General features: G+C 62.7%; 21 protein-coding genes. 8 read left to right on the plus strand and 13 right to left on the minus strand.

Annotated features, from left to right (window positions below; all coding sequences use genetic code 11):
• Positions 1-2 precede the first annotated feature (2 nt).
• Entirely contained in the window at positions 3-392 is a 390-nt protein-coding gene (locus tag PJL15_RS10890; protein WP_281451158.1) for a chorismate mutase, read from the minus strand.
• 92 nt (positions 393-484) lie between these two features.
• Between PJL15_RS10890 and PJL15_RS10895 the strand changes: the two genes are divergently transcribed.
• The gene (locus PJL15_RS10895; RefSeq protein WP_281451159.1) at positions 485-1141 is read left to right on the plus strand and encodes an NADPH-dependent F420 reductase; all 657 of its coding nucleotides are present in this window, start codon (positions 485-487) and stop codon (positions 1139-1141) included.
• Positions 1142-1248: 107 nt separating this feature from the next.
• On the opposite strand, the gene PJL15_RS10900 is transcribed toward PJL15_RS10895, so the two are convergent.
• The 4 genes from PJL15_RS10900 to PJL15_RS10915 form a co-directional block, all read right to left on the minus strand.
• Complete coding sequence (locus PJL15_RS10900) at positions 1249-2955, minus strand: dipeptide ABC transporter ATP-binding protein (protein WP_281451160.1); 1707 nt, start codon at positions 2953-2955, stop codon at positions 1249-1251.
• The gene (locus PJL15_RS10905; RefSeq protein ID WP_281451161.1) at positions 2952-3977 is read right to left on the minus strand and encodes an ABC transporter permease; all 1026 of its coding nucleotides are present in this window, start codon (positions 3975-3977) and stop codon (positions 2952-2954) included. Before PJL15_RS10905 ends, PJL15_RS10900 begins: the two co-directional genes overlap by 4 nt.
• 2 nt (positions 3978-3979) lie before the next feature.
• Positions 3980-5071, minus strand: coding sequence for an ABC transporter permease (locus PJL15_RS10910; protein ID WP_281451162.1), 1092 nt, complete (start codon positions 5069-5071; stop codon positions 3980-3982).
• Between the two features lie 155 nt (positions 5072-5226).
• Positions 5227-6855, minus strand: a complete 1629-nt coding sequence (locus PJL15_RS10915) for an ABC transporter substrate-binding protein (RefSeq protein WP_281451163.1) — start codon at positions 6853-6855, stop codon at positions 5227-5229.
• 245 nt (positions 6856-7100) lie between these two features.
• On the opposite strand from PJL15_RS10915, the gene PJL15_RS10920 reads away from it, so the two are divergent.
• Positions 7101-7928 (plus strand): caspase family protein, encoded by an 828-nt coding sequence (locus PJL15_RS10920; protein WP_281451164.1) that lies wholly within the window; start codon positions 7101-7103, stop codon positions 7926-7928.
• 10 nt (positions 7929-7938) lie between these two features.
• On the opposite strand, the gene PJL15_RS10925 is transcribed toward PJL15_RS10920, so the two are convergent.
• Together PJL15_RS10925 and mnmA are read right to left on the minus strand one after the other, a co-directional pair.
• On the minus strand, positions 7939-9564 hold the full coding sequence (locus PJL15_RS10925) for a hypothetical protein (protein WP_281451165.1): 1626 nt from the start codon (positions 9562-9564) through the stop codon (positions 7939-7941).
• Positions 9565-9656: 92 nt separating this feature from the next.
• Positions 9657-10796: a tRNA 2-thiouridine(34) synthase MnmA gene (gene mnmA / locus PJL15_RS10930; protein ID WP_281451166.1), complete on the minus strand. Its 1140-nt coding sequence runs from the start codon at positions 10794-10796 to the stop codon at positions 9657-9659.
• A 161-nt stretch (positions 10797-10957) separates the two neighbouring features.
• Here mnmA and PJL15_RS10935 point away from each other — a divergent pair, with 161 nt between their 5' ends.
• Positions 10958-12193, plus strand: coding sequence for an NAD(P)/FAD-dependent oxidoreductase (locus PJL15_RS10935; protein WP_281451167.1), 1236 nt, complete (start codon positions 10958-10960; stop codon positions 12191-12193).
• Positions 12194-12213: 20 nt separating this feature from the next.
• On the opposite strand, the gene PJL15_RS10940 is transcribed toward PJL15_RS10935, so the two are convergent.
• Together PJL15_RS10940 and PJL15_RS10945 are read right to left on the minus strand one after the other, a co-directional pair.
• The gene (locus tag PJL15_RS10940; RefSeq protein ID WP_281451168.1) at positions 12214-13437 is read right to left on the minus strand and encodes a cysteine desulfurase family protein; all 1224 of its coding nucleotides are present in this window, start codon (positions 13435-13437) and stop codon (positions 12214-12216) included.
• 26 nt (positions 13438-13463) lie between these two features.
• Positions 13464-14147, minus strand: a complete 684-nt coding sequence (locus PJL15_RS10945) for a helix-turn-helix transcriptional regulator (protein ID WP_281451169.1) — start codon at positions 14145-14147, stop codon at positions 13464-13466.
• A 91-nt stretch (positions 14148-14238) separates the two neighbouring features.
• Between PJL15_RS10945 and PJL15_RS10950 the strand changes: the two genes are divergently transcribed.
• Positions 14239-14646, plus strand: coding sequence for a hypothetical protein (locus PJL15_RS10950; RefSeq protein WP_281451170.1), 408 nt, complete (start codon positions 14239-14241; stop codon positions 14644-14646).
• Positions 14647-14651: 5 nt separating this feature from the next.
• Here PJL15_RS10950 and PJL15_RS10955 read toward each other — a convergent pair whose 3' ends face one another.
• Together PJL15_RS10955 and PJL15_RS10960 are read right to left on the minus strand one after the other, a co-directional pair.
• Positions 14652-15326, minus strand: coding sequence for a hypothetical protein (locus PJL15_RS10955; protein WP_281451171.1), 675 nt, complete (start codon positions 15324-15326; stop codon positions 14652-14654).
• Between the two features lie 64 nt (positions 15327-15390).
• Complete coding sequence (locus tag PJL15_RS10960) at positions 15391-16323, minus strand: diacylglycerol/lipid kinase family protein (protein WP_281451172.1); 933 nt, start codon at positions 16321-16323, stop codon at positions 15391-15393.
• 120 nt (positions 16324-16443) lie between these two features.
• On the opposite strand from PJL15_RS10960, the gene PJL15_RS10965 reads away from it, so the two are divergent.
• The 4 genes from PJL15_RS10965 (at position 16444) to PJL15_RS10980 (ending at position 19530) form a co-directional block, all read left to right on the plus strand.
• On the plus strand, positions 16444-17385 hold the full coding sequence (locus tag PJL15_RS10965) for a J domain-containing protein (RefSeq protein WP_281451173.1): 942 nt from the start codon (positions 16444-16446) through the stop codon (positions 17383-17385).
• Positions 17386-17436: 51 nt separating this feature from the next.
• Positions 17437-17904, plus strand: coding sequence for a tRNA (cytidine(34)-2'-O)-methyltransferase (locus PJL15_RS10970; protein WP_281451174.1), 468 nt, complete (start codon positions 17437-17439; stop codon positions 17902-17904).
• A gap of 188 nt (positions 17905-18092) precedes the next feature.
• Entirely contained in the window at positions 18093-18698 is a 606-nt protein-coding gene (gene sigK, locus PJL15_RS10975; protein WP_281451175.1) for an ECF RNA polymerase sigma factor SigK, read from the plus strand.
• 1 nt (position 18699) lies between these two features.
• On the plus strand, positions 18700-19530 hold the full coding sequence (locus PJL15_RS10980) for an anti-sigma factor (RefSeq protein ID WP_281451176.1): 831 nt from the start codon (positions 18700-18702) through the stop codon (positions 19528-19530).
• A gap of 81 nt (positions 19531-19611) precedes the next feature.
• Here the strand turns inward: PJL15_RS10980 and PJL15_RS10985 are convergent, their stop codons facing one another.
• Together PJL15_RS10985 and PJL15_RS10990 are read right to left on the minus strand one after the other, a co-directional pair.
• On the minus strand, positions 19612-21027 hold the full coding sequence (locus tag PJL15_RS10985; protein WP_432443814.1) for a gluconate:H+ symporter: 1416 nt from the start codon (positions 21025-21027) through the stop codon (positions 19612-19614).
• Positions 21024-21569 carry a gluconokinase gene (locus PJL15_RS10990; RefSeq protein ID WP_281451177.1) on the minus strand — a complete coding sequence of 182 codons (546 nt, stop codon included), beginning with the start codon at positions 21567-21569 and terminating at the stop codon, positions 21024-21026. The genes PJL15_RS10985 and PJL15_RS10990 overlap by 4 nt, the downstream gene beginning before the upstream one ends.
• Positions 21570-21601 lie beyond the last annotated feature (32 nt).

Raw genomic sequence — 21601 nt, forward strand, 5'->3', positions numbered from 1 at the left:
GATCAGGCCTGCTGGCTGGAAATCTGGTGGTCCTCGGCAATTGCCTCATGGTGCCGGATCACTTCACTGATGATGAAGTTCAGGAATTTCTCGGCAAAGGCAGGATCCAGGTGTGCGTCTTCGGCAAGGCGGCGAAGCCGGGCAATTTGTGCAGCTTCACGGCCCGGGTCACCGGCCGGCAGCTTGTGGGTGGCCTTGAGGACACCCACTTTCTGGGTGGCCTTGAACCGCTCGGCGAGCAGGAACACCAAAGTGGCGTCAATGTTGTCGATGCTTGACCGGATGGACAGCAGCTCATCCATCACGGTGCGGTCAACGTGGCCGGCGAGGGAACTCGCGGCCGGGTTGAAGGAATCGGCATCATGGGGAAGGGCATTGTTCTGCTCGGTCATGCATCCCAGTCTATGGTGTGCGACGCAGTGTTTTCCGCGCCCGAACCGGAGCACAATGGCTCCATCACCTCAGTTTCAGCAAAGGAGCTTTCATGAAAATCGCGGTTCTGGGCACGGGAATGGTGGGCCATGCCTTGGCGGGCAAGCTGGTATCGCTGGGCCATGAGGTGACCATGGGGTCACGGGAGCCGGGCAATCCCAAAGGGAAGCAGTGGGCTGAACAAGCCGGCGCCCTGGGGCATGCGGGGTCCTTCGCGGAAGCATGCTCCCGGTCCAGCCTCATCATCAATGCGACGCCGGGAACAGTGAGCCTGGCTGTCCTCGCCGAGGCCGGTGACGACAACCTCAACGGCAAGGTGCTCCTGGACGTGGCCAACCCGCTGGATGGCTCCAGCGGCTTCCCACCCGCCCTTACGGTCTGCAACACGGACAGCATCGCCGAAACCATCCAGCGGGCCTACCCGGAGGTTCGGGTGGTGAAGTCACTGAACACGGTAAGTGCGCCTGTGATGGTGGACCCGGGACGCATTCCGGGCGCACATGACATTTTCATGGCGGGAAATGACGCCGAAGCCAAGGCCACAGTTTCGGCCCTGCTGCAGGAATTTGGTTGGGAACCCGGGCACATCAGGGACCTTGGTGGACTGGACGCGGCCAGGGCCATGGAAATGTGGTTGCCACTATGGTTGCGGATCTTCATGCAGCAGCCCAAGGGCAAGATGTTCAACATCGCCATCGTCTCCGAGTAGCGAGCCAGCATGTCCTCGGATAGACCCTAAAGAAATAGGCCGTTCGCGCAGAAAGGCACGCCCCCTGGAGGAGGGCGTGCCTTTCTGCTTGCTGCTGTGGGCCGGAGTCAGCCGCCAAGAAGCGCCCGGTGCGCTTCCCGCCGTCGTGCTTGTTCCTCAGGGTCTGGCACGGGCAAGGAGGCGATCAGCCGCTTGGTGTATTCGTGTTGCGGCGACCCCATCACGTGGTTGCCAATCCCCTGCTCCACAAGCTGTCCCTTGTACAAGACGCCCACCCAGTGGGACAACATGTCCACCACTGCGAGGTCGTGGCTGATGAAGAGCGCCGCGAAGCCGAACTGTTCCTGGATGTCCTTGAACAGGTCCAGTACCTTGGCCTGCACGGATACATCCAACGCGGACGTGGGTTCGTCGGCGATCAGAAGCCGGGGATTCAGCGCCAGGGAACGCGCAAGGGAGGCGCGCTGGCGCTGACCGCCGGAGAGCTCGTGCGGGTACCGCTGCGCGTACGACGCCGGCAACTGGACTGACTCGAGCAACTCACCAACCTTTTTCCTCGCCTCCGCCGCGCCCGGCTTGGTATGGATCATCAGAGGCTCCGCCACGCACTCACCGATGGTGAGGTGCGGGTTGAAGGACGCTGCCGGATCCTGGAAGACGAAGCCGATCTCCTTGCGCAGCGGACGGAAGCTCCGCTCCTTGAAGTCCAGCATTTCGTAGCCCAGGACCTTGAGGCTGCCGCCCGTTGTCCTGTTCAGCCCGGCGATGGCCCGTCCGATGGTTGACTTGCCGGAGCCCGACTCTCCCACCAGGCCAAAGACCTCGTTCTCCGAGACGGTAAAACTGACGTTGTCCACGGCTTTGAATCCGTGCCTGCCAAACCGGCCAGGGTATTCGATGGTGAGGTTCCTGGCCTCCACCAGGACCTTTCCGTCCTGGTGGAGCCGGCCGCGGGCTCCTTCGGAGGCCGAGTTGCGGCCCAGGTGGGGTACGGCGGCAAGGAGGTTTCGCGTGTACTCCTGCCGTGGTTCGGCGAAAAGGACCTTGGAGGGAGCTTCCTCCACCACATCGCCTTGGTACATCACCACTACCCGGTCAGCGAGGTCGGCCACCACACCCATGTTGTGCGTGATGAGCACGATCGAGGTCCCGTAGTTGTCCCTCAGGTCCCGCAGCAGCTGAAGGATTTCGGCCTGTACCGTGACGTCCAAGGCCGTTGTGGGCTCGTCGGCCACGATCAACCCCGGGTCCAAGGCGAGCGCCGCAGCAATGACCACACGCTGTTTCTGCCCACCGGAGAACTGGTGGGGGTAGTAGTTGACACGCGTTTCCGGGTCGGGGATGCCCACTTTCCGGAGGGCCTCCGTGGCCCGCTGTTTCGCTTCCTTGGCGGAGATGCGCCGGCCGTCGCTTGCATGTGCACGGATGCCTTCGGCGATCTGCCAGCCAACAGTGAAGACCGGGTTCAAGGCCGTCGAGGGCTCCTGGAACACCATGGCGACGTCGCGGCCGCGGATCTTCCGAAGCCCTGACTTGCTGACGCTGATCACGTTGTTTCCGTTGATCACTACTGCGCCCGAACTGATGGCTGTTTCCGGGAGAAGGCCAAGGATGGTCTTTGCCGTCACCGTCTTGCCGGAACCGGACTCCCCCACGATCGCGACGACCTCGCCGGGGTTCACCTCCAGGCTGACGTCCTTGACGGCGTGTACATCTCCGCCGTCGGTGGCGAAGGTGACTTGGAGACGGTCAATGGTGAGGACTGGCTGCCCTGCGGGCGCCTGGTCCGAAACATGTCCAAGGTTGGTGGTCATGGCGTGCCTGCCTCTGCCGTTGTGGACGGTGTTCCCGGTGATGTTGGACTTCCCGGTGTTTTGGGAGTCCCTGGTGTTGCACCGGCGCGTTTGCGTCCCCGGATCCGGGGATCGTTGAGGTCATTGATGCTCTCGCCCACCAGCGTGAGGCCAAGGACGGTGAGCACTATCGCGATACCGGGGAAGACACCGGTCCACCAAATACCGGACGAGGTATCTGCCAATGCCTTGTTGAGGTCGAATCCCCACTCCGCGGCAGAGGTGGGCTCGATGCCGAAACCGAGGAAGCCCAGGCCTGCCAGGGTGAGGATCGCTTCGGAGGCGTTCAGGGTGAACATCAGGGGCAGGGTTCGGGTGGCATTCTTGAAAATGTGGCGACCAATGATGCGCATGCTGGAGGCACCAAGAACCTTGGCCGATTCAACGAACGGTTCGGCCTTGAGCCTGATGGTCTCGGCACGTATCACCCGGAAATACTGCGGCACGAACACCACGGTGATGGAGAAGGCACAGGAAAAGATGCCGCCCCAGAAACTGGACTGCCCGCGGCTGATGACGATGGAAATGACGATCGCCAGGAGCAACGTGGGGAAGGCGTAGATGGCATCTGCCACCACTACCAGGATCCGGTCGAGCCACCCGCCGAAGTACCCGCTGAGCAGGCCAAGGGCGACGCCGAGGAACAGTGACATGGCAACGGAGACAATGATGACAGTCACCGCTGTCTGGGAACCCCAGATAACCCGCGACAAGACGTCGTAGCCGCCAACGGTGGTTCCCAGCAGATGTTTCCCGCCGGGGGCTTCCTGTGTTGGGAAGGAACCTGAGGCGTCGCTGAGCTGCGAGTACCCGTACGGGGCCAGCAGGGGCGCGAAGATGCTCGTGAGGATGAACAGCCCACTGAGGACTACGCCGACGATGAGCATGCCCCGTTGGAGGCCAACGCTCTTCTTGAGGTGCGAGATCACGGGGAGCCGGGAGAAAAGCGGCTGCCTGGGTGGAGTGAGTGTTGGGGTGCTCATGGTCAGTACCTCACTCGGGGGTCGATGAGCGCGGCGATGATGTCCACGATGAAGTTGGTGACGGCCACGATGATGGCCAACAGGACCACGATGCCCTGTACTGCGACGAAGTCACGGGCATTGAGGTATTGGACAAGTTGGTATCCAAGACCTTTCCATTCGAAGGTTGTCTCAGTAAGGATTGCTCCTCCGAGCATGAGCGCGATCTGCAGGCCCATCACGGTGATGATGGGGATGAGCGCGGGCTTGTAGGCATGTTTGGTCACGAGCCGGAACTCGCTGACGCCCCTTGAACGCCCTGCCTCGATGTAGTCCTTGCCCAGGGTGCCGATCACGTTGGTGCGGACAAGCCGCAGGAAGACACCGGCGGTGAGCAAGCCAAGGGCGATCGCCGGGAGGACGGCATGGGAAACGACGTCGCCAAGCGCCGTGAAGTTTCCGCTGCGGATGGCGTCCAGCCAGTAAATTCCCGACGGCGCCGCGAGGCCGCTCATGGTCAGTTCAGTCCGCGTTGATGCCCGTCCCGCTACAGGGAACCAGCCGAGCCACACCGAGAAGGTCAGCTTCAGCAGCAGGCCCGAGAAGAACACCGGCGTTGCGTAGCAAAGGATCGCAAAGAACCTCAGGAAGGCGTCCGGCATCTTGTCCCGGTGTTGGGCGGCGATGAGGCCGAAGGGGATACCGACGGCGAGCGCGACGATCAGGGCGTTGATGGAGAGCTCCAGCGTGGCTGCCCCGAAGGTGGTGAGCACCTCCACGACCGGTCGTCGGTCAGTGATGGTGGTGCCGAAGTTTCCGGTGATCAACTGGCCAAGATATTCGAAATACTGCACCAGGACCGGCCGGTCATAACCGGCGTCGTGGATCCGCTGGGCGAGGACATCCGGGGGAAGCCGGCCGCCTTGTGCTGCCGTGATGGGGTCGCCGATGACCCTCATCAGGAAGAACACCAGCGTTACCAGAATGAAGACTGTGGGGATGATCAGGAAGAACCGGATCACGATGTACCTTCCGAGGCCTCCCCCGCCTTTGGATTTGCTCTTTGGAGCAACGATCCCGGGCTCCGCCTCGGGTACTTCTATAACTGTTGTCATTGTTACCTGTATTTCCTGCCCGTGGATTGCGCGGGATTGGCTGATACGTGCCGTCCACGATGGTGGTCAGCAAGGGAGGCGGGACACTGGATCAGTGTCCCGCCTCCCCCATCACAGAGTCCGTTGTTACTTGAACGGTCTTACTTGGACACCTGCTACTTGGACACTGTTCCGAGGCGGAACTTGAAGGACGGGTCCAGCGTCTTGTCGACGCCGTTCACGCCGCTGCCGACAACGGCCACCTGGGCACCTTGGAGCAGGGGCAGAGTGGAGATGTCCTTTGCCAGCGCGTTCTGGACGTCCTTGATGTCCGCTTCACGCTTGGTCTTGTCGGCTTCGGTGAGCTGCTTGCCGATGAGGTCGTTCACCGCGGGGTTGTTGTAGTGGTTCTTGAGGAAGCCGCCCTCCGGGAAGAACGGAGTGAGGTAGTTATCGGCATCGCTGAAGTCGGGGAACCACCCGAACTGGAACAGCGGGTACTCGTCGGCACGGCTGGCCTTGCTGTAAGTGACCCATTCGGTGGACTGGAGATTCACCGTGAAGAGACCGGACTTTTCCAGCTGCTCCTTGATCATGGCGTACTCGTCACCTGAGGATCCGCCGTAGTGGTCCGGGTTGTACTGCAGGTTCAAGGCGACCTTGTCAGTGATTCCCGCTTCGGTGAGGACTTTCTTGGCCTTGTCCAGGCTCGGCTTGCCGGCATCGCCGTAAGCATCCTTGAAGGACTCGTTGGCGCCGAGGAATCCGCTGGGGACGTTGGAGTAGAGGGGCAGGTAGGTGCCCTTGTAGACCTGGTCGGCGATGGCCTGGCGGTCCACGAGGTTGGCGACTGCCTGGCGCACTGCCAGCGCCTTTGCCGGGTCTGCTCCTGTTGCCTTGGTACCGAACGGCATGGTGTCGAAGTTGAAGGTGATGTAGCGGATCTCGCCGCCCGGTCCTGTGAGTACCTTGACCTTGGAATCCTTGCGGAGGTCGTCGATGTCCGTGGCGCTCAGGCTGCGGAAGGCGACGTCGATGGCGCCCTGCTGGATTTCCAGCTTCAGGTTGGTGGGGCTGGCGTAGTACTTGATGGTGGCTGCATCATTGGCCGGCTTCCCAAGGACACCCTTGTAATCGGCGAAGGCTTTGAAGCTGACGAGTTCGTTCTTCTTGTAGCTGTCAATGGTGTATTGGCCGTAGAACGCGTTCGCCTTGATGATCTCGTCGTCGGAGAGGACCTTGTCTGCCGGGAAGACCTCGTCATCGACGATCGGTGCGGCAGGGCTGCTGAGGATCTGGCTGAAAGTCTGATCGTTGGCATTCTTGAGCTTGAACACCACTGTGGTGGCATCGGGGGCGCTGACGCTCTCGATGTTCGTCAGAAGCGATGCAGGACCGGCGGGATCGTTGATGGCTACCTGGCGGTCGAAGGAGAACTTCACGTCCTTGGAATCCAAGGTGTGGCCGTTGGCCCACTTCAGCCCGGACTTGAGCTTGACGGTGTATTCGGAGGGGGCGGTGAAGGACGACGATTCGGCGAGGTCCGGCACGGGTTCCGCGCCACCGGGCTTGGAATTGAGGAGGAAGGAATAGATCTGGTTCATCACCATGAATGAACCGTTGTCATAGGATCCTGCGGGGTCCAGTGAGGTGACTTTGTCAGTTGTGCCGTAGGCGATGGGGCCCGCAGCTGCCGGCGCCGACGAGGAGCCGCCTCCGGAGGGACCCGTGCATGCCGTTAAGGCGAATGCGGAGATGCCCGCCAGCGCGATAACGCCGTGCAGGGCCTTCTTGTTCAGTGCCATCTGGTGAACCTTCTGTTCGATGGATTCGATGCTCCGCCGTGGGATATTTGTGACGGAGCACACTCTTAGTGCCTCGATTCAACCAGACTTCGAAGCAGGCGAACCCTCATTTTGGTGATTTGAGACACAAAATTTACTTTCCAGTAGCTTCTGCCGCCACCTTGGAGCATTGCCGGACGGGTAGGACGGGAATATGGTTTATCCCGGGTGCTCAACTGCTGGATAACACTTTGAAAGTCAGGCTCATGGACAAGGCAGCCCTGTGTGTGGGGATCAACGAATTCAAGTACCTTCCACAGTCCAGCTGGCTTCACGGCTGCGTCAACGATGCCGAAGACCTGGCGGGCCTCCTGGAAGGAAGCTACGGCTTTCCGGGATCGCAGATCACATTGCTAAGGGATGCCGAAGCCGGCAAAAAAGCGGTGATGGCTGAACTGAACAAGCTGGTGGATGCTGCCGTAGCCGGCAACCTGCAGCACATCGTCTTCACTTTCTCCAGCCACGGCACGCAAATCCCGGACACGAGCGGTGACGAGGACGACAGCCTCGACGAAGCATTCGCCTGCCACGACATCAACAACACCGGTGACGCTTGGGATCCTGACACGGTCATTTCCGACGACGAACTGGCCGCCGCCTTCGGCCGCCTTCCGGAGGGCATCCTGATGGATGTCCTGCTCGACACCTGCCACAGCGGTACCGGTTTGAAGTCCCTCGACCTGATCCCGGGCAGGCGGCCGCGCTTCCTGCCTGCCCCCACTCCCCGGGCCGTCATCCTGAACGAAGACCTCGAAACCCGCACGTTGCGTGACATGCTGAAGCTGGCGAAGTTGTCCACGCCGGTCCTCATGGCAGCCTGCAGATCTGATCAAACGGCCGCCGATGCCTTGATGGAAGGCAGGTACAACGGCGCTTTTACCTACAACCTCATCAAGAGCCTGCGCGGTGATGGAACCCTGGCGCGTGCGGACCTCCTCAAGCAAGTCAGCAAAGGACTGAAAGCCGGCGGTTTCGACCAAGTCGCACAACTGGAGGCCTCCCGGACTGCCCGCAAAGCTGCATGGGGTGCCTGAACTTCCAGTGCTAGTCTCCCGTGCCGTGGAACTTGTTGCGCACTCCGGATGATGCCGCTTCTTCAGCTTCATGCTGCTGGTCCGAGCCAAACAGCTGGCCTTGGCGCTCCCTGTCCATCACCGGCTTAAGCGCGGCGTACACGAGGCGACCACCGGCGTCGAACCTCAACAGTCCTCCTCCGCGGACATCTACAAAGTCGCGCCGGGTCTTCACCCCGAGACGCACATAGGCCTCTTTCCGGCTCATCCGCACGGTTTGGATGAAGGAGGCACCAATCTCGGAAATAATGAATCCGTCCGGAGATACACGCTCGGAGGTACGGACACGCGTGGAGCTCAGCGGCGTCCTCCGTTCAAGGCGGGCTGCCTCGAGGAGCCGCGGGTTTTCCCAGACGAAGCGCTGCACCTCCTGGGGATCGGACCCCAACGCTGAGAGGCGGACCGGATAGCGGAGCCCCTGGTAGTAGTCCACTCCGCTGATGTTGTTCAAGGAGACCCTACGGATGCCGATGGCCGAGAACTCGGATTGGAGTGCCTCGCGGTACCCGTAGATGTCGTCGGGAACCATGTCCAGGTCTGCGGCTATGATGCCGCGGAGCATATCGCGCCAGGAAACGTCCACCGGCGGCATGTAGGAGAGTCCACGGATCACCATCCGGAGGATTCTGGTGGCCACGATCGAACCCGATTCGGCCTTCTGCTGGAGGCTGTGGAACTCCCCGTAACGGGCGTTCCTTTCGGACCACAAACGCTGGACTGCCCGGAGCACCGCACCTACCACCACGGCACCGCGAGCGTGGGGCTCAGGCAACTCTTGCCAACCTTCAGGTACGGCGCCGACAAACGGCTCGCGCAACGGCCCTCGGGCGAAGAGGTCCCGGGCGAAGTCGAACAGGGAACGCATCAGGACCAGGTCATCAGCCGTCTGCCCTGCTTCGAAGCCCCCGGCTGCCGCTTCGAGTTGGCGGTACACGACTTCCTTGGACGAGAACACGGAGAGGATGGCCACGATGTCCGCCAAGGCCTCGTGCATGGCCAACTGCTCCATGGTGGCCATCTGGTCAGCCCAGGCGGGCCTGAAGCCGTCCAGGATCGCGTGGGTGACTTCATGGGCAACAATGTCCCGGTACAGCGCGGTGGGTACCTTGTAGCCCATCCGGTCCACCGACCCGAAGCGGATGATGTTGGTCCCGCGCTCGTACCCGGTATCGGTGGCTGTCACGAGGTCGCGGGCCTTGAGCACCACGCGCCCCTCCGGATTCCACGGCATGCGCCTGCCGAGCGTGGACTCGAAGATCTCCAGGGTGCTCATCGCCACGCCGTAGACGTGCTGTGCAAGGAAGCGCGTGTCATCCAGGAGTTCGCGAAGGCCGACCGGCGGTGGTTCCGAGATTAATTGCCAGGGATCCCCGGGCAAGGTCAGGCTCACCGGGGATACTGTGGTCCCCCGCCATTTACGGATGTGGACGGCATAGCGGTGACCGGTGGGACCGCGTCGCAGGCGTTCAACCGGGATGCGGACCTGTGCGGTCAGCGGTGGTTCCCCGGCGGTACCTATTGGCCCCTCGGCAAGGACTGTCAAGGAGACCATCTGCCCGGCTTTGATGTCTCCCGGGCTCTTCTTTGGAAATGCCACAGTCATCGCCGTCCCGAATGCGGACCCCAAACACCGCAGCGGAAGCGCTGCTTAGCCCAGTATGGAGGCGGGGCTTTCCGGAGGCAATGGCCCTAGAGGGCTGCCCGCTGGAGTGAGCGGGCGGCGTCGATGGTTGCCTGTCCCAAAACCCGGCTGCCCTGGTAGAGGACCACGGTTTGGCCGGGAGCCACGCCACGCAGGGGGTCGTTCAGGGTCACTACGAGCTCAGCCCGTTCAACACCGGATTCGTCCTCGACAGCTTCCACGTACGCGACTGCCGGAACGGGATCTCCGTGGGCGCGGACCTGGGCGTGGCACTCGAACCCCTCGCCGGTGGCGACCTCGGAGATCGGCACGCCGGCCCAGGAAACCTTTATGCCGCGGATCTCGTCGATGGCCAGGAGGGCTTCGGGGCCCACAACCACCTTGTTTTCCTTGGGGCGGATCTCCAGGACGAACCGGGGCTTGCCGTCAGCGGCCGGGGTTCCCAGCTTCAGGCCGCGCCTCTGACCGACCGTGAACGCGTTGGCACCAGGGTGCTCGCCGACCTTGGTGCCGGTTTCATCAACGATGTCGCCGGTGGTCATCTCGATTTTTTCCGCCAGCCAGCCGCGGGTGTCGCCGTCGGAAATGAAGCAGATGTCATGGCTGTCAGGCTTATTGGCCACGGACAAGCCGCGCCTCTCAGCCTCCGCGCGAACCTCGGCCTTGGACGGCGTGTCCGCCAGCGGGAACATGGAGTGCTTGAGCTGCTCATGGGTCAGGACGCCAAGGACGTAGCTCTGGTCCTTCGCCCAGTCGGCAGCACGGTGGAGTTCGCGGTTGCCGTCGGCGTCCTCGATCACCTTGGCGTAGTGCCCGGTGCAGACGGCATCGAAGCCAAGGGCGATCGCCTTCTCCAGCAAGGCGGCGAACTTGATGCGCTCGTTGCACCGCATGCAAGGGTTCGGTGTCCGTCCGGCGGCGTATTCGTCAATGAAATCCTGGACGACGTCTTCCTTGAAACGCTCGGAAAAGTCCCAGACGTAATAGGGAATCCCCAGGACATCGCAAGCCCGCCAGGCATCGCGGGAGTCCTCAATCGTGCAGCAGCCCCGGCTGCCGGTGCGCAGGGTTCCAGGCATGCGGGACAACGCGAGGTGAACCCCCACGACGTCGTGCCCGGCCTCAACGGCCCGGGCGGCGGCTACGGCGGAGTCCACTCCGCCGCTCATTGCTGCAAGTACTCGCATGCTGGCTTTCTGTATGAAGTGATCGGGCAACCTCTTCGGCTGGTGACAGCCGTGGACGCCCATCCATTCTAGCGTGCGATACCACGCTGGCAGGAAATTCCCTTGACGGACCCACCGCAGGCTTCTAAAGTCAAATTTACTGGTTTTAGAATCGAGCTGACATGGCAAACGAACATATAGTCATTGCCGGGGGTGGGCTTGCAGGCGCAACCGCCGCCAAGACGCTTCGGACCGAAGGCTACGCGGGCGCGGTCACCTTGCTTATGACCGAAACGCGGACCCCTTACATTCGCCCTCCCCTTTCCAAGGAGTTCCTCCTGGGAAAGGCCGACGCGGATTCCGTGGAGGTGGTGCCGGCACCTTGGTACCAGGAGAACGACGTCGAACTCCTCCTTGGCGTTTCAGCCGGCGGTCTCGATCCGGGACGCCACACTGTGGCACTGGATGACGGCCGGACGCTTCAGTACAGCAAACTGCTGATCGCCACAGGAGCCCAGCCCCGCAGAATTCCGCTTCCCGGAGCGGACCTCGACGGGGTCATGACGTTCCGGACCTTCAATGACAGCCTCAAACTGCAATCACTCCTGGCAGGCGGAGGAAAGAACGTCGTCATGGTCGGTTCAGGGTGGATCGGCATGGAACTGGCGGCTGCAGCGAGGACGTATGGAAACCAGGTGACCCTTCTGGGTCTGGAAGACATCCCATTGAGCGCTGCCATTGGACCGGAGTTGGGCAAGTTCTTCCGCCAAGTGCATGAGGACCAGGGCGTCAGCTTCCGCCTGCCTGCCAGCGCGGCGGCAATTGAAGGCCGGGACGGACGGGCCACAGCGGTCCTTACCGATTCCGGCGAAACCCTTCCCGCCGACGTCGTCATCATTGCAGTGGGCGTCGTACCGGACACGGCCCTGGCAGAAACTGCGGGCCTGGCCGTACGAAATGGAATCCTTGTTGATGCCGGCCTGAATACCAGCGCCACGGATGTCCTGGCCGCCGGGGACGTAGCGAACGCCCTTCACCCTTTCACGGGTGAGCATCAACGGAGTGAACACTGGGCCAATGCCCTCAACGGCGGAAAAGTAGCTGCCAGGTCCATGATGGGACAGGACGCAGTGCTGGATGTGGTGCCATATTTCTACACGGACCAGTTCACGGTCAGCATGGAGTACTCCGGCTACCCGTCGCTGGCTTCGGGGACTTCGCCGGTGTTCCGCGGCGCAATGGAGGACGGCAGCTTCATCGCGTTCTGGCTCAGGCAGGACCGGGTAGTTGCTGGAATGAACGTCAACCAACGGCGTGTCCAGAAACCCATCAAGTCGTTGATCTCCCGTCGCGTAGCGGTGGATGTCAAGCGCCTCACAGACCCTGGCGTTGCCTTGGAAGAATTGCTGCCGGAATAGGTCACTACCTGCGAGAAGGGCTAGGCGACGCCCCGGCGGGCCTGCGTTGCAGCGGTTTGGATGGACGACTCATGACCGGCCATGCCGGCTTGGCGCGCCCTGGAGCAGGCCTCCGGAAGTGCCTTCAGGAGGGCATCGACATCAGCTTCGGTGGAAGTATGCCCCAAGGTGAATCTCTGGGCGCCACGGGCGGTATCCTCGTCCAGGGCCATCGCCAGCAGGACATGCGAGGGCCGCGGCACACCGGCTGTGCACGCCGAACCAGTCGAGGACTCCACGCCCGCCAGATCCAGCAGGAACAGCAGCGAGTCGCCTTCACAACCCGGGAAGGTGAAGTGGGCGTTGCCGGGAAGCCTCAAACCGCCCTCGGCCCCACGGAGCACGGCATCAGGGACGGCTTCCAGGACTCCGCTGATAAGGCGGTCCCGCAAAGTCGCCAGCCGCTCCTGCTCCTTCGGCAACTTTGCTGTCACGGCTTCTGCCGCAGCGGCGAAAGCGGCAATGGCAGGTGTATCCAAAGTTCCCGAGCGGACGTCGCGCTCCTGGCCGCCGCCGTGCTGGACGGGAGTCAGCTTCACCGCCCTGCCCAGGAACAGCGCGCCAACGCCTACGGGGCCACCCAGTTTGTGCCCCGACACGGACATGGCGGAAAGGCCGGAGGCCCGGAAGTCAAGGGGAACGGATCCGAACGCCTGGACGGCATCGGAGTGGACCGGAATGCCGTGCGCTGTGGCCAGTTCAACGATTTCGGGGATGGGCTGGATGGTGCCGACTTCATTGTTGGCCCACATCACGGTTACCAGGGCAACCGTTCCTGGGTCCCGCGCGATTTCCTGACGCACGGCGTCGAGCCGGACCACGCCTTCGCCATCAACGGGAAGCCAGGTAACTTCCGCTCCTTCGTGGCGCTCAAGCCATTCGACGGTGTCCATGACCGCGTGATGCTCGACGGCGGAACAAAGTATCCGGGTCCGGCGCGGGTTTTCGTCGCGGCGGGCCCAGTAGAGACCCTTGACGGCCAGGTTGTCGGCTTCTGTTCCGCCGGAGGTGAAGATCACTTCCGAGGGATGGGCGCCTGCCGCTGCGGCCAGGGTTTCGCGGGCGTCCTCAACGGCCCGTCGGGCCCGCCGTCCGGCACCATGCAGGGAGGACGGGTTTCCTGTCCTCGCCAGCTCACGCGTCATGACGGCAAGCGCCTCAGCCGAAAGGGGCGTTGTGGCGGCGTGGTCAAGGTATACAGGCACCTTGCCATTCTACCGATGCCCGAAGCTCACGACTCAGCGCTGTCCTCCATGGCGGCAATACGCGCACAGCAATGTCCCGTGCCCGGATCAGGCACCACGCAATCGGCCCGGGAACCCGAGCCGGAAGCCACGCCCCGGAGGAACGCACCGTTCATGGTGCACACCACGTCCTCATGCTCTTGCGACAATCGGTGGAAGGGGCAATTGAGCAGCCGGTATCCCCCGGATTGATCCGCGGACGGCACGTACCCCAATTCCTTCAGTGCGCCCAGCAGGTCATCGGGCTTACCTGATTCCCGCCCCTGGTCTTCGGCCACATCAAGCAAAGCCGCTCCCACTGGAACCCCTTCGGAGGTGGAGCGTGAAATCGCTTCTGCCATCAGATGCCCGGCAAGGTCATAGTTCCGATCGGGAACAGAGGCTCCAACCTCCTGAAGGTCAGGGCTGTACAGCTTTGACGGCCGGCCTGACCCCGGTCCGGCCTTGTGCGCGGGTTTCCTGAATTCCACCCGGAGGATTCCCTCACGCACCAGCCTGTCCAAGTGGAAGGACGCCGTACTGCGCGGAAGATCCATGGCTCCCGCAGCCTCGTCCCGGCTTACAGCTTCCCCGGCGCCCAGAACGTATTCGTAGATCCGGCGGCGGTGTTCGTCGCCAAGGGTGGCCACAGCCGCAATTCGCTTGGTCCAGGAAAGACCCGATGTGTTCATCTCCACAGGATATCTCTAAAAACAAGATCCATTGCTTTAGTACAGGCGGGAGTTCTAAAATCATAGAACCTACTTTTAGAAAGGAAGCGTCATGTACACAGCAACAGCAGCTTCGAAGGCGACAACCCTACAAGGGCCCGCGAATCAGGTTTTTGTCCTGCTCAGGACGGTGTTCACGATCGCCCCCGTGGTCTTCGGGCTCGATAAATTCACCAACATTCTCACCGATTGGACGATCTACCTGGCCCCCGTCGCGACCACGGTCATTCCCGTCCCGGCGCAAACATTCATGTATGGAGTGGGCGTCGTGGAGGTCATCGCCGGCATAACAGTCGCGCTCCGTCCACGATGGGGCTCCCTGGTGGTAGCTGCCTGGCTGCTGGGGATCATCATCAATCTCCTGGTGCTGGGCTCATTCTTCGATGTCGCCCTGCGGGACTTCGGCCTGCTGGTGGGCGCACTGGCCTTGAACCGCCTGGCAACAGCGCGCGCCCGGTAGCAACCCTAGGACGGCGGAATCACTGCCAACTTGGCCTCGACGTCGGCACGGGCCTTCGCCAGGGTTGCATCGTCCGGGCAGGCCAAAGAAATGTACACAGAGGATGCCGGGGCGCTGAACAGCCTGGCCAACACAACAACCGGCTTGGCCCCCGTAGCGGCGGAAGACTCCAAAGCCAGGAACTCCACGCTGTGCTGCGGCTTGTCGGAGTCCTGGCCCCACCGCAACGACGCAGGCTTAAGATTCTCCGCGTCAATTCCTGCATCCAGGTAATGGAACAGGGCCTTGGTGGACGCGGCATCATCACCGGCCACAACCAAGGGACCCTGATTGACGCTGACCCTCGCCGAAAGCGTGCACCCATCCGATTTCCTGTACAGGTCCTCTCCCTGCAGACCTGAGTGCACCACGGACCAACCAGGAACCTCCTCCAACTTGCTGGCCACCGTCACAGGATCACCCGCAGCCAACGTCCCGCCGGCTGCCAAGGGCAGATCCTTCGCAGCCACGGCGTCCGCATCGTGCCCCGGGGTAATGGTGGGGGTAGCGAGAGTCGACTCCGACGGCGACGGCTTCGGCGCCGAGGGGTCGGGCACGTTTACGCTGCAGGCGGCCAGCACGACGCCAATGGTTCCAAGGGCAACCGGCCCCGCCAGCCGCCGTCGAACATTGAACGCCACCTGTTGCTCCCGCCTTGAGTCCCGCACCCTGCCTGTGCCTGCCGCGTCCGAGTCTAGCCGCCCGCTACGCAAGGACACGCAGCGCAAGCGGAAGGACGTCGACGTCCACTGGCAGTGATGCCAAGCGCTCGCCATCCGCGTAGGCCACCACGCCTTCGGCCTCCAAGCGCACACTCCGGACCCGGCGGATGTCCACCTCGGGCCGGCCTGTGTGCTTCCCGGCGAAGACCTTCGGGAAGATGGACAGAAACTTCAGCCGCGATAGAGGCTTCACCATAAACAGGTCCAGCCACCCGTCGTCCGGCAATGCGTCCGGGGTGATCCGCATGCCACCGCCGATGGATTGCCCGTTCGCCACCGAAATCAGCAGCGCAGCTTGGCTCCAGCGCATGCCGTCGGCAATCACTGTGTATTCAATGCGGCGGAAAGAACCGAGCTCCCGCAGCATCGCCAGGTTGTAACGGCTTTTCCCCCGCGGCCAGCGCCAGGAATTGGCGCGTTCGTTGACGGCGGCGTCGAAACCGGCAGACAACACCCCGGCGAAATATGTGGTCCGTCCACAAGCCCGGACCCTGCCGACGTCGATCCTCCGCCCACCCGCGTCCAAGGCGTCAAGGACCCGCTGGCAAGCCTCAACGGTGCTCTCCAGCGGCAACGCCAAAAGCCTGGCCACATCGTTGCCTGTGCCGGTGGGAATAATGCCAAGCGGTATCTGCAGCCCGGCGAGCGCATTCACGCCCAGATGAACCATTCCATCCCCACCAACCACTACCAGCGCAACCACCTGCGTGTCTGCGGCCAGAGCCTGCTCCACAAGCTTCCCCAGGGAGCCATAGCCGTCAGCTTGAAGAACGACGACGGCCCGGCCAGCGGCGCGAAAGTACTCTGCGGCCCGGTCCCCCACACCGCGGGAGCGGCCAAAAGAGGCCGCAGGGTTTACGGCCAGCGCAATTTTCCCGTCCTCTCTGAAGGTCAGGGAATGTTCCGGATGAGTCACAGCCCGAATTATGCCAGCCGGGAACCACGTGCCCCGGTGCCGACGTTCACATAGTGGCTGGATAAACTTGCCAGTACCCGCCCCCATGGAGCGGCAGTCATCCTAGAGAAGGGCCCGTGCTTGGCCGAGGGCAGCAGTTCGCATTATCAGGTTCTCCGTGTAGCCGTCACCGCGACGGACAAGGAGATCAAAGTCGCCTACCGCAAGGCTGCCCGGAAAGCCCACCCCGATCACGGCGGAGAGGCGGAGATGTTCCGGCGCGTGACTCTCGCCTACGAGACACTCATCGACCCCCAGCGCAGGGCCGAATACGACCGCCGGTACGCCAGTGGAACCTCCGGACGCGCCCAGGCACGACCCGGAGACTACACGGGCACTGCTGCGCCAGGACCGTCTGCCACCACCAACATCAAGCGGCCCCAAACACAACGCAACACCGCGGGCGACCCGCCGGTGTACGTTCCCGCGTTTGACGACCCCCGCGAGGTCCCCCTTATTTCGGCGGCGGAGGCAGCCCAACAAGTCCACGGACTCCCCCGCAAGCGCGGCATCTTCGGCGCCGAGGCCCGCATCCAACGCGAAATGCGCACTGTCCAGCTCATCAGCAGGCAAGTCCTCCCCGCCATACCGGCTGCGCGCCTGATCAACGGGCTGCGCTCGCCGTCGGACAACAACCACATCGACCACGCGGTCCTGTCCGGCTACAGGTTGGCGTTGGTCGGCTCCATGCTGCTGCCCAAAGGTGCCTACGCCTGGGACGGACATGCCCTCCGGCATGGCGGACGCTCTGTTGCTCCCCCGCAACTGGCCCACATCGTCCGCCACATGCAGGAGATCTTCCCGGAGCTTAACGTCACCGGCTGGGTAGTTCTGCATGGTCCCGACGGCAACCTGCATGAGCCCGTCATTGACCAGTACGGCAAGGGCCACGACGGTGGCGCCGTTGAGATAGTTAATGGAGCCGGGCTTGTCCGGGGCCTGAAGCAATTCCTCAGTTCGGGGCCGGCGCCGAACACGGTGGTTGTACCGGTGCTGGCACGGCTGCTTCGAGGCATGCACTGACCTACGTGGTCGTTTTCGGTCGTCCAAGGCGCGGCTGACTAAGATGGGACGGTGTTCCGCATCCTCTTCCACACTCCAGAAATCCCGGGCAATACCGGCAACGCCATCCGCCTCGCCGCCATCACGGGCGCCGAGCTTCACCTGGTGGAGCCCCTTGGCTTCGATTTTTCCGATGCCAAGCTTCGCCGTGCGGGCCTTGACTACCACGACCTCGCCGTGGTCACCGTGCACAAAGACATCGAGGCCGCGTGGGAGGCCCTTCAGCCCGAAAGAGTATTCGCCTACACCTCCGACGGCGAGACGTCCTATACCGACATCGAATACCGCGAGGGCGATGTTCTGATGTTCGGACCAGAATCCGTGGGCCTTCCGGAGTGGCTGAAGCAGGATCCGCATGTCACCGCACGCGTGCGCCTTCCGATGAGGCCGTCGCTGCGCTCGCTCAATCTTGCCAACGCCGCCTCGATCGCCGTTTTCGAAGCCTGGCGGCAGAACGGTTTTGCCGGCGCCAAGATGTAGCCCATCCAACGGGGCCTCAGCACCGAATACCTTATGCAGGGACAACCCTGCAGAGGATATTCATAGAGGGAGCCTCCGTGAGCGCGTTGCAGACCAGGGCCTTGGCACCGCACGGCCATGCCGCCGCGCTTGCAACGCGACCCCGCAGTGCTGCCGGTTTCAAACGGGACAACATATGCTGGACAGTAATGGACACCCCCAACAACCCCGGCCCCCCGGTCTTCGAGGCTACCGGCACTGCCACTGATCTCAACACGCAGTTGACCGGCTTGCTTGAGCTCGTGGCAGCCGGCGACCAGCAGGCGTTCGCTGAGTTCTACGCACTGACCTCGCGGCGGGTTTTCGGCATGGCCAGGCGCGTGCTGATTGACCCCGACCTCAGTGAGGACGCGACCCAAGAGGTCTACATCCAGGTCTGGCAGGGCGCAGCAAACTTCGATCGTGCCGCGGGAACACCCCTCGCCTGGCTCATGACCATCGCCCATCGCCGGGCCATTGACCGGGTGCGGGCTGTCCAGGCTGCCACAGACCGTGAAGCCAGGTATGGTGCCGCCAGCCAGGACCTGGACCGGGACCTCGTGGCCGAGGAAGCAGATACCAACCTGGAAGCCGAAGCCGTGAGCCGCTGCCTCGGTACCCTGACGGACACCCAACGCGAATCCGTTCGTCTCGCCTACTACGGTGGCCTCACCTACCGCGAGGTAGCTGAACATCTTGGTGCCGCAGTTCCAACCATCAAATCGCGCATCCGTGACGGACTGCTGCGACTGAAGACCTGCCTGGGGGTGGGCTGACATGACCGAAAATAACGGTGGAGGCTTTATCCGCAGAATGTTTGCCAACGACATCGCAACAGACCTCGACGAGGGCCGTGTCCTCGAGCTGGCGGAGATCTACGCCTTGGACGCCGTCAGCGACGACGAACGGGTCCTGATCGATAACTACATCAAGGACGCCCCTGAGGGTCCGGAGTTCCTCGAGCGGGTCCGCGAAGCCCGCGAGACCCTGGCTGTGAGCTTCACAGCCGAAGAAGAACCGCCCGCGGGCCTCTTCGGAAACATCATGGAACGGATCACCCAGGCCGAGGCCGCCCCAGCGCCAGTGGAGCGGGCGGCCCCCGCGGTTAGCACCGCCGTCGACGAACTCGCAGCCGCCAGGGCAAAGCGCGACGAGCGGCAGAGGTCCGGTGGCGCACGCCGCTGGATCGTGGGAGTCGCGGCGGCGGCAGTCATCGCGCTCGGTGGAATTGGCGTGGGCGCCTATGTTTCGGCGCAGAACGATCCCGTCAACCAGGTGCTCCAGGCCCAGGATGTGCAGAAGCAATCAGCGCCCGTGCCCGGCGGCGGTACAGCCACGATCTCCGCATCCTCCGCCAAGGATTCCTTTGTGGTCCTGATGGACGGTGTGGCACCGGCGCCGGACGGCAAGGTCTACCAGTTGTGGACGCTGCCCAAGGACGGCTCCGCGCCAGTTCCGCAAGGAACCATGGACGCCCAGACCCTCTCCAAACCGGCTGTGGTGAAGGGCCTGTCTTCGGCTTCCTCGGTAGCCATTACGGTTGAGCCTGCCGGTGGATCGCGCGCTCCGACCAGCGCACCGGTCCTGGTGGTGGCACTCAGCGCCTAAGGCGCAAGGATTAACACACGACGGCGGCCGTTCCACCTTGGGGGACAGCCGCTGTCGTTGTTTGTCCGTGGATTCCTGCAGCTACAAGACGAGCGACAGAAGCATCACAAAGCCGAAGCCGACCACGGAAATCAGCGTTTCCATCACGGACCAGGTCTTGAAGGTCTGGCCCACAGTGAGCCCGAACAACTCTTTGACCAACCAGAAGCCGGCGTCGTTGACGTGGGAGAGGAACAGGGAGCCAGCACCGATTGCCAACGCCAGCAAGGCTGCATGGGTGGGACTGAGGCTACTGGCAAGGGGTGCCACGATGCCCGCGGCGGTCACCGTCGCCACCGTCGCTGAGCCGGTGGCCAGGCGAAGGGCTACGGCCACGATGAAGCCCAGGACCAGGACTGACATGTTGGCGCCTTCGGCCCACTTCTTCACCGCGTCACCCACGCCGGCACCGATCAGGGTCTGCTTGAAACCGCCGCCTGCACCCACGATCAGGAGGATAGCGGCGATCGGCCCGAGGCTTTCACCCAACTTCGCCGTGATCCGGCTGCCCGTGAAGCCCACCGCGTACCCGAAGGTCACAATGGCCACCAGGACCGCAAGGGTCATGGCCACCAGCGGCTGGCCCACAAAGTCGAAGAAGATCCGGATTGCAGGCGCAGTTTCCGGGTTCGGCCAGATGATGCCGCCCAGGGCTTTGAGCAGCATGAGGACGACGGGGAAGATGATCGTCAGCAGGGTGACCACGAACGACGGCTGACGCTTGACCTCGCTGAGGTCCGCCGAGTGCTGGGTGTCGATGCCGCCGGCCACGGCGGGGGCGTCCACGGGAACCCAACGGGCTGCCAGCCGTGAGAACAGCGGGCCACAGATAATAACGGTGGGGATAGCCACCAGGATGCCCAGACCGAGAGTCGTTCCCAGCTCGGCTTTCACTGCACTGATCGCGATCAAGGGTCCAGGGTGCGGGGGCACCAGCCCGTGAAGAACGGAGAGGCCGGCCAGCGCCGGGATCGCAATCCTCATGAGCTTCATCTTGGATCGCTGTGTCACCAGCACGATGACGGGGAGCAGCAGGACGAGTCCGATTTCGAAGAACATCGGCAGCCCGATGATGACGGCAACAAGCGTGATCATCCAGACCAGTTTGTTCCCGCTTGCTTTGGCCAGCAGAGTGTCCACCACCCGGTTCGCTCCACCGGAGTCCGCCAGGAGCTTCCCCAGCATGGCACCGAGCGCGATCAGCAGCCCAACCTCCTTGAGGACACCCCCGACGCCGTCCTCGAAGTTGCTGATGACCTTGCCCAGCTCCACGCCGGAGGCAAGCCCGACAAAGGCTGAACCAAGGACAAGCGCCAGGAAGGGGTGGAGCTTCAGCTTGGCGATGAGCACCACAATCAGGGCAATACCCAGGGCAGCCACAACGAGGAGCTGTGTATCGTGTCCGGTCCATTCCTGCGCCTGCGTGGCCGCCTGCGTGGCCGACTGCAGGGCGATCACAGGGCGCCCGCTTCGGCGTTCCCAGCTACGGGACGGAGGCCCAGTCGCTGGATTACTTCGTCTGCTTCTTCGGCCGGTGAGGCGGAGACACAGAGCGAAATGTAGTTCTCGTCTCCGGTAGGTTCCTCGAGTGCTTCAAATTGCGACTCGAGCAATGACGGGGGCATGAAATGCCCGTGCCTGGACGCCAGACGGTCGGAGATCTTGTCCTTGCTCCCTTGCAGGAACACAAAGACCACACCTTCGGAACGGAGAACGTCGCGGTACTTCTTCTTCAGGGCCGAGCAGGTGATGATCGCAGGAACTCCGGCGTCGACGTGCTCCCGGATCCAGTCCGAAATGATGCCGAGCCAGGGCCAGCGGTCCTCATCAGTGAGCGCCTGGCCCGAGTGCATTTTGGCTACATTCGCTTCCGGGTGCAGATCGTCGCCTTCGGCCAGATCCCATCCCAATTTACCGGCCAGCACACCTGCAACGGTGGACTTTCCTGAGCCGGAGACTCCCATAATCACCAGCACGGGTTGTTGCGCAGTCTTCGCCATCAAAGTCTGCCTTCCTCGAATAAATATGATTT

This window comes from Paenarthrobacter nitroguajacolicus (assembly GCF_029952445.1).
Taxonomy (GTDB): Bacteria; Actinomycetota; Actinomycetes; order Actinomycetales; family Micrococcaceae; genus Arthrobacter; species Arthrobacter nitroguajacolicus_B.